Origin of the sequence: uncultured Xanthomonas sp., assembly GCF_964278005.1 — a bacterium.
Classification (GTDB): Bacteria; Pseudomonadota; Gammaproteobacteria; order Xanthomonadales; family Xanthomonadaceae; genus Xanthomonas_A; species Xanthomonas_A sontii.
In genome coordinates, this window is record NZ_CAXYKF010000004.1 from 44,980 (window position 1) to 52,493 (window position 7,514).

Annotated in this window: 7 protein-coding genes; all 7 read left to right on the top strand. The window is 69.5% G+C overall.

The genetic code is table 11. The features are described 5' to 3' along the window. Positions 1–7: 7 nt before the first annotated feature. Complete coding sequence (gene motD / locus ACHWVH_RS02025) at positions 8–955, top strand: flagellar motor protein MotD (RefSeq protein ID WP_017917636.1); 948 nt, start codon at positions 8–10, stop codon at positions 953–955. After that, positions 955–1,737 carry a ParA family protein gene (locus ACHWVH_RS02030; protein ID WP_017910758.1) on the top strand — a complete coding sequence of 261 codons (783 nt, stop codon included), beginning with the start codon at positions 955–957 and terminating at the stop codon, positions 1,735–1,737. Before motD ends, ACHWVH_RS02030 begins: the two co-directional genes overlap by 1 nt. Then, entirely contained in the window at positions 1,734–3,002 is a 1,269-nt protein-coding gene (locus ACHWVH_RS02035) for a chemotaxis protein CheW (RefSeq protein WP_394686562.1), read from the top strand. The genes ACHWVH_RS02030 and ACHWVH_RS02035 overlap by 4 nt, the downstream gene beginning before the upstream one ends. Positions 3,003–3,111: 109 nt before the next feature. Next, the gene (locus ACHWVH_RS02040; protein ID WP_010341777.1) at positions 3,112–3,420 is read left to right on the top strand and encodes a lipid asymmetry maintenance protein MlaB; all 309 of its coding nucleotides are present in this window, start codon (positions 3,112–3,114) and stop codon (positions 3,418–3,420) included. After that, entirely contained in the window at positions 3,417–3,782 is a 366-nt protein-coding gene (locus tag ACHWVH_RS02045) for a response regulator (RefSeq protein WP_010341778.1), read from the top strand. The genes ACHWVH_RS02040 and ACHWVH_RS02045 overlap by 4 nt, the downstream gene beginning before the upstream one ends. 31 nt (positions 3,783–3,813) lie before the next feature. After that, the gene (locus ACHWVH_RS02050) at positions 3,814–5,817 is read left to right on the top strand and encodes a chemotaxis protein CheA (RefSeq protein ID WP_148827701.1); all 2,004 of its coding nucleotides are present in this window, start codon (positions 3,814–3,816) and stop codon (positions 5,815–5,817) included. A 481-nt stretch (positions 5,818–6,298) separates the two neighbouring features. Next, a partial coding sequence (locus ACHWVH_RS02055; RefSeq protein WP_394686563.1) for an MCP four helix bundle domain-containing protein occupies positions 6,299–7,514 on the top strand: 1,216 nt, incomplete at its 3' end.

Below are 7,514 nucleotides of genomic sequence, written 5' to 3' on the forward strand. Positions count from 1 at the left end.
GTTGCCAATGGCCCGCAAGCACTCCCACGACGAGCACGCCAACCACGAGGCATGGGCCATCCCCTATGCCGACCTGATGACGTTGCTGCTCGCCTTCTTCGTGGTGATGTACGCGCTGTCCACGATCAACGAAGCCAAGTACCGGGTCATGGCCGACGCGATGAGCGCCGCGTTCGGCGGCACCCCGACGACCCTGCGTCCGGTGCAGGTCGGCGACCACGCGCTGCAGGGCCAGGGCGGCGAGCGGCCGACCCCGATCAAGTCCAGCCCGGCGCTGACCCTGCCCGATCCCAACCGCCTGCCCTCGGGCAACGCGCAGCGCGGCGACGACCTGCGCGACGCGCAGCAGCTGCGACGCGCGCAGCGCCAGCTCGACAGCATCGCCGATCGCCTCGGCGCCGCGCTGGCGCCGCTGATCCAGAAGAAGCTGATCACCGTGCGCCGCGCCGGGCTGTGGATCGAAGTGGAGATCAACAGCGACATCCTGTTCGGCTCCGGCTCGGCCGCGCTCGACCAGAGCGCGCGCGCCACCCTGTCCGAACTGGCGCAGGTGCTGTCCGGCGTGCCCAACGGGGTGCGCGTGGAGGGCTACACCGACAACACCCCGATCGCCACCGCGCAGTTCCCCTCGAACTGGGAACTGTCGGCGGCGCGCGCGGCCAGCGTGGTCCACCTGTTCGCCGACCAGGGCCTGCAGCCCTCGCGGCTGTCGATGATCGGCTACGGCCAGTTCCGCCCGCGCGCCAGCAACGACACGCCGGCCGGCCGCAACGCCAACCGCCGCGTGGTGTTGGTGATCCTGGCCGACTCCGGCGACAGCGGCGATGCGACGCCGTCGGCCTCCGATCGTTTGAGCGCCGGCGCCGCGCCGGCCACCCCGACACCCCCCGCCGCGGCGGCCCCCGGCAACGCCGGCGGCCCCCGCGCAGTACCTGCCATTGAAGGAGTCAACTGATGCGCATCTGGGCGATCGCCAACCAGAAAGGTGGCGTGGGCAAGACCACCACCACACTGGCCCTGGGCCGTGGGCTGGCCATGCTCGGGCACCGCGTGCTGATGCTCGATCTCGATCCGCACGCCTCGCTGACCCGGGCCTTCGACGTGCCGCAGGAACCGCAGCCGCCGGGCGTGCTCGACCTGTTCGCGACCCCGCCGGGCGAACTCGCCGCGCTGGCCCGCGACACCGCGGTCGAGCGTCTGAGCTTCGTCTGCGGGCAGACCGCGCTGGCCACACTGGAACGGCGCAGCGCCAACCAGCCCGGCCTGGGCCTGGCGCTGCAGCAGGCCATGGCCCGCCACGCCGGCCAGCACGACTACATCCTGCTCGACTGCCCGCCGACCCTGGGCCTGCTGATGATCAACGCGCTGGCGGCAGCCGATCGCGTGATCATCCCGACCCAGGCCGAGCCGCTGGCCCTGCACGGCCTGGCCAGCATGGTCCGCACCGTGGACATGGTCGAGCGCTCGCGGCGCCGGCCGCTGCCCGCGTCGATCCTGCCGACCCTGTTCGACAAGCGCACCCGCGCCGGCAACGAGACCTTGCGGCAGATGCAGGACAGCTACGGCGAGCGGGTGTGGGAAGACGCCATCCCGGTCGACACCAAGATCTGCAACGTCAAGGCGCTGACGGTGGCCGGCGTGCCGGGCGACTACCCGGGTCGCGGCCTGGCCGCCTACCGCCGCGCGCTGGAATGGCTGATCGCCAGCGACGCCACGCCGATGGAGCAAGCCGCATGAGCACCCCCGGGGTCATCGACGATTATCTGGAAGGCCTGCTCCACGACGTGATCGCCGAGGAACAGAAGGCCGTGCCGCCGAGCCCAGCGCCGGTCGCGGTCGCCGACGTGCAAGCGGACGCCGCGACGACGGCGCCCGCCCCGGCCGCGGCCGGACCGACCCCGGAGCAGATCGCTGCCGCGGTCCTGGCCGAAGCCGACTCCGATCCGGCCCTGGCCGGCATCATGTCGCAGCAGGCGCTCGCGCCCGCACCGGCCGGCCCGCCCCCCGAACAGATCGCCGCCGCGGTCCTGGCCGAAGCCGATTCCGATCCGGCCCTGGCCGGCATCATGTCGCAGCAGGCGCTCGCGCCCGCGCCCGCCGGTCCGACGCCCGAAGAAATCGCCGCCGCGGTCCTGGCCGAAGCCGATTCCGATCCGGCCCTGGCCGGCATCATGTCGCAGCAGGCGCTGGCGCCTGCCCCGGCCGGCCCGACGCCCGAGCAGATCGCTGCCGCGGTCCTGGCCGAAGCCGACTCCGATCCGGCCCTGGCCGGCATCATGTCGCAAGCAGCACCGGCGCCCGCCGCGCTCACGCCGGCCCAGCAGGCCGAGCGCCAGGCCGACCTGGACGCGGTCGCGGCGATGGAGCGGCAGCGTGCCGCCGTGCCGCGCGATCTGGCCGCCGAAGACGATGCCGCCGCCGCGCGCGCGGTCAAGCGTCCGCCGATGGCGGTGCCGCCGGAACGCCGCGCCGAAGCCAGCCGCGCCCAGGCCGCCGGCGCGAAGCTGCCGCCGAACCTGCAGGCCTTCATGGCGCCAAGCGTGCCGCATGGCTCGGCCATCGCCCCCGAACGCCTGGCCGAGCGCCGCACCCGCTGGCTGCGCCTGCGCTGCGGCGAGCAGGCCTACGCCCTGGAACTGCTGAAGGTGCAGGAAGTGGTGCTGCCGGTGCCGCTGCTGGCCCTGCGCGGCACGCCGCCGGCCATGCTCGGCATCATGAACCTGCGCGGCCAGGTGGTGCCTGTGCTCGACCTCGGCGTGCACCTGGGCGCAGCGCCGATCGAGATGGACATGCAGACCCGGGTGGTGGTGCTGGAAGAGAACGGCGAGACCCTGGGCCTGCGCGTGTCCGCGGTGGAAGACGTGGCCAGCCTCAGCGACCAGCAGATCGAGCCGCCGGACAACGCCCGCATCTGCCGCATTTCCAACCATCTGTTCCGCGGCGTGGCGCGGCTGGCGCAGCAGCCGATGATCCTGCTCGACGCCGAGCAACTGCTGCACTGACCCGGGCCGGCGGGCGGCAACTGGGAACGGTGCCGCACTTTCCAACCGCCGCTAAAGCTTTTCAGGCCACGGCCGTTATCTGCCATAGAACCATTGGTGCGGAGCAATGATGAGCACAGTCCCACTTGGCGAAGATCTCGGTATCGAGACCAGCGCCGACCTGAAACAACGCCTGACCGCGTTCCTTGCGTCGGACGACGTGCTGCGGCTGGACGCCGGCGAAGTCCGCCGCATCCATACCGCATCCGTACAGGTGCTGTGCGCATTCGTCGATGCCCGTCGCAAGGACGGCAAGCGCACCGAATTCGAGGCCTGCAACGCCACCTTTCGCGACGCGGCACGCCTGCTAGGGGTCAGCGAATCGCTGGGCCTTCCTGCAACCCCTGACAATCTGAAATCTGTGGAGAACGCGGCATGAGCGCACGTATCTTGGTAGTGGACGATTCGGCGTCGATGCGCCAGATGGTCTCCTTCGCCCTCACCTCGGCCGGCTTTGCCGTCGAAGAAGCCGAAGACGGCGCGGTCGCGCTGGGCCGCGCCAAGGGCCAGCGCTTCAACGCGGTGGTCACCGACGTCAACATGCCGAACATGGACGGCATCACCCTGATCCGCGAACTGCGGCAGCTGCCGGACTACAAGTTCACCCCGATGCTGATGCTGACCACCGAGTCGGCGGCGGAGAAAAAGTCCGAGGGCAAGGCGGCCGGTGCGACCGGCTGGCTGGTCAAGCCGTTCAATCCCGAACAGCTGATCGCCACCGTCCAGAAAGTCCTGGGCTGATCCCTCCCCTCCTTTTCCGGATTCCCGCCCCATGAGCATGGACCTGCAACGTTTCCACGCCACCTTCTTCGAGGAAAGCCGCGAAGGGCTGGACGCGATGGAAGCCGGATTGCTGTCGCTGGAAGAAGGCAATCGCGACCCCGAGACCATCAACTCGGTGTTCCGCGCCGCGCACTCGATCAAGGGCGGCGCCGCCACCTTCGGTTTCGAGGCGATGGCCGGCCTCACCCACGTGCTGGAGACGCTGCTCGACGAACTGCGCGCCGGCAAGCGCGAAGTCGAAGCGCACGCGATCGACGCCATCCTCGGCTCGGTGGACGTGCTGCGCGCCCTGCTGCGCGAAGCCGAACACGGCGTCCCGGCCGATCCGGCCGCGGTCAAGGCCGTGCACGAGCGCCTGCAGCACGCGTTGAACGGCGGCCCGGCCGCGCCCACCGTCGCCACCCCGGCGGCGAACCAGCCGGCCGAGCCGGAAGCCTGGCAGATCGGCTTCACTCCGGCGCCGTCGCTGTTCATGAGCGGCAACGACCCGCTGCGCATCATCCGCGAACTCGAACACCTCGGTCCGCTGCAGGTCGCCTGCCGCAGCACGCGTCTGCCCGGCTTCGCCGAACTCGATCCGCTCGAGGCCTACCTGGCCTGGGACCTGGGCCTGGTCGGCAAGATCCCGCGCAGCGCGATCGAAGACACCTTCGCCTGGGTCATCGACGACTGCGAGCTGGAGATCCGCCCGGTGCCGCCGCCGAGCCTGGCCACCGCGCCGGCGCCGGTGCTGACCGCGCCGCCGACCGCCGCCACCGCCGCCCCGGCCGCCGCCGTGGCCGCGAATGCGCCGGCCGGCAACGCCGCGGCCGCGCACGAAGCGGAAAGCTCGATCCGCGTCAGCGTCGACAAGGTCGACGCGCTGATCAACCTGGTCGGCGAACTGGTCATCACCCAGGCCATGCTCAAGCAGGTCTCCACCGGCCTGGACCAGGCCGTGGCCGAGCGCCTGTTCGCCGGTCTGGACCTGCTCGAACGCAACACCCGCGACCTGCAGGAAGCGGTGATCGGCGTGCGCATGCTGCCGGTGGACGCGGTGTTCCGCCGCTTCCCGCGCCTGGTCCGCGACCTCTCCACCCGCCTCGGCAAGCAGGTGCGCCTGCGCACGATCGGCGAGGGCACCGAGCTGGACAAGGGCCTGATCGAGAAGATCGCCGATCCGCTGGTGCACCTGGTGCGCAACTCGATCGACCACGGCCTGGAACTGCCGGAGGCGCGCCGCGCCGCCGGCAAGGACGAGACCGGCACCATCACCCTGGCGGCCTCGCACCAGGGCGGCCACATCGTCATCGAAGTCAGCGACGACGGCGCCGGCCTCAACCGCAACCGCATCCTGGCCAAGGCCGCCGAACGCGGCATCGCGGTGCCGGACAACCCGAGCGATGCGCAGGTCTGGGACCTGATCTTCGCCCCGGGCTTCTCCACCGCCGACGCGGTCACCGACCTGTCCGGCCGTGGCGTCGGCATGGACGTGGTCCGCCGCAACATCCAGGGCCTGGGCGGCGAAGTGCAACTGGAAAGCGAATCCGGCCGCGGCACCCGCGTGCTGATCCGCCTGCCGCTGACCCTGGCGATCCTCGACGGCATGACCGTGGCGGTGTCGGGCGAGACCCTGATCCTGCCGCTGGCCTACGTCATCGAGGCGCTGCAGCCCAAGGCCGACGACATCCGCACCATGGCCGGCGAAGGCCGCGTGCTGCGGGTCCGTGGCGAATACCTGCCGATCCTCTCGCTCAGCGACTCCTACGGCTTCGGCCGCATCGAGCAGAGCGAAGAACCGCTGGTGGTGGTGGTCGAGGCCGACGGACAGAAGCTGGCGCTGGAAGTGGACGAACTGATCGGCCAGCAGCAGGTGGTGGTCAAGAACATCGAGAACAACTACCGGCGCATCAGCGGCATCTCCGGTGCCACCATCCTCGGCGACGGCCGCGTCGCCCTGATCGTGGACATCGGTGGCCTGGTCCGCTCGCTGCGGGTGCAGCAGGCGGCCTGACCGCCCCGCCCTCCCGCGCAACGCCACACACGAGCCCCGGCAGCGATGCCGGGGCTTTTTGTTTGCGGTGCGCGCTGCAGATCGGCGTCTGTGCGTACATGGCCGCCAGAGACAGGGCGACGCGCGCCGCACGCAGGTGCCCCATCCGAGCTGCAAACACCGCAACGCGGCCCTAAAGAACCCGCCGCGATTGCCGATAGCCCATTGAGCGCACAGTTTTTGTCTACATGTGCGTGCCGGTCACACCTGGGGAGGTGGAACCGGCGCTTCAGGGGAGCGATCGGAGGAGCTGCCGGTCGCTGAAGCCGTGCCGCAGCAACGGGGAAAACGGGTCGTGTGTCGTGTTGGCGTGGCTTGAGCGCATGTTTTCGCATGCCTCTCGCCTGTTTTACGCACTTCATCACAGATGAAACCAGCATTACGACCGGTTTTCCCTGCTACCGACCACGCAGTGACTCGTCCATTTTCAGGGGGTTCCAACATGACGTCGCTCTTGCAACGCTACAACGTGGGCCGCCGCCTCGGCGGCGCATTCGGCCTATTGATCCTGCTGTCCTGCCTGCTGGTCGCGGCCGGCCTGCTGTCCATGTCGCGGGCGCGGAACGAGCTGGACCGCATCGTCAAGATCAACGTCGAGAAGATCCGCATCAGCAACGGCATGCTCGACGACAACGCCAACATCCTGGTCGCGCTCGGCACCTTGGCAATGGTGAGCAACGAACAGCTCAACCGGGAAGCACTGGCAGAAATCAAGCAACATCGCGCGCACTACATAGAGATGCGCAGGCAACTCGATGCGTTCCCTTCAACCAGCGAACGCATCCGCACGCTGCGTGCGGAGATCGATGCGCAAAGGGCGGTCGCAAGCAAGCTCAACGATCAGGTGATTGCGCTCGGCGCGGCCAATCGCAACGACGAAGCGCAGGCCGTATTGAACGAGAAGGCGCGACCGGCCACGGCCGCCTGGCAGGCCAAGATCCGGGAAAACGCCGATATCCAGGACGCGCAGATGAAGAAGGCCTATGCCACGGCCACCGAGGCGATGACCAATGGCCGCAACATGCTGCTCGGCGGCGGCCTGGCCGTGCTGATCGTCAGCGGCCTGCTGGCCTGGACCATCACCCGCAGCCTGACCGGACCGCTGAGCCAGGCCACCCGCGCCGCCGAAGCCATTGCCGATGGACGCCTGGACAACCACGTGGCCACCGAGGCACGCGACGAACCCGGCCGCCTGCTGCTGGCCATGGACCGCATGCAGAGCCAGTTGCAGCGCTTCTCCAGCGAAACCGCGCTGATGATCGAACTGCACGCCGACAAGGACGTGTCCCACCGCATGCCGCAGGACTTCCCTGGCGTCTACGGCGAGCTGAGCAAGGGCATCAACACCATGATGTTCGAGCATCTGGACGCCATCGTCGATGCCATCGGCGTGCTCAACGAATACGCCAACGGCGACCTGCGCCGCGATGCGCGGCGCCTGCCCGGCAGCCGCGCGGTGCTGCACGAATCGATGGACGCGGCCAAGACCAGCCTGCTGGCGATCAATACCGAGATCAAGCGCCTGGCCGCGGCCGCCGCCGCCGGCGACTTCAGCGCCCGCGGCGATGCGGCGCACTTCCAGCACGATTTCCGGCTGATGGTGCAGGACCTCAACGCGATGATGGAGGTCAGCGACCACAACCTGGGCAAGCTGTCGG

Excerpts from the sequence above, each read along its gene's own strand:
- motD (WP_017917636.1), top strand. The coding sequence starts at position 8 with ATGGCCCGCAAGCACTCCCACGACGAGCACGCCAACCACGAGGCATGG.
- ACHWVH_RS02030 (WP_017910758.1), top strand. The coding sequence starts at position 955 with ATGCGCATCTGGGCGATCGCCAACCAGAAAGGTGGCGTGGGCAAGACC.
- ACHWVH_RS02035 (WP_394686562.1), top strand. The coding sequence starts at position 1,734 with ATGAGCACCCCCGGGGTCATCGACGATTATCTGGAAGGCCTGCTCCAC.
- ACHWVH_RS02040 (WP_010341777.1), top strand. The coding sequence starts at position 3,112 with ATGAGCACAGTCCCACTTGGCGAAGATCTCGGTATCGAGACCAGCGCC.
- ACHWVH_RS02045 (WP_010341778.1), top strand. The coding sequence starts at position 3,417 with ATGAGCGCACGTATCTTGGTAGTGGACGATTCGGCGTCGATGCGCCAG.
- ACHWVH_RS02050 (WP_148827701.1), top strand. The coding sequence starts at position 3,814 with ATGAGCATGGACCTGCAACGTTTCCACGCCACCTTCTTCGAGGAAAGC.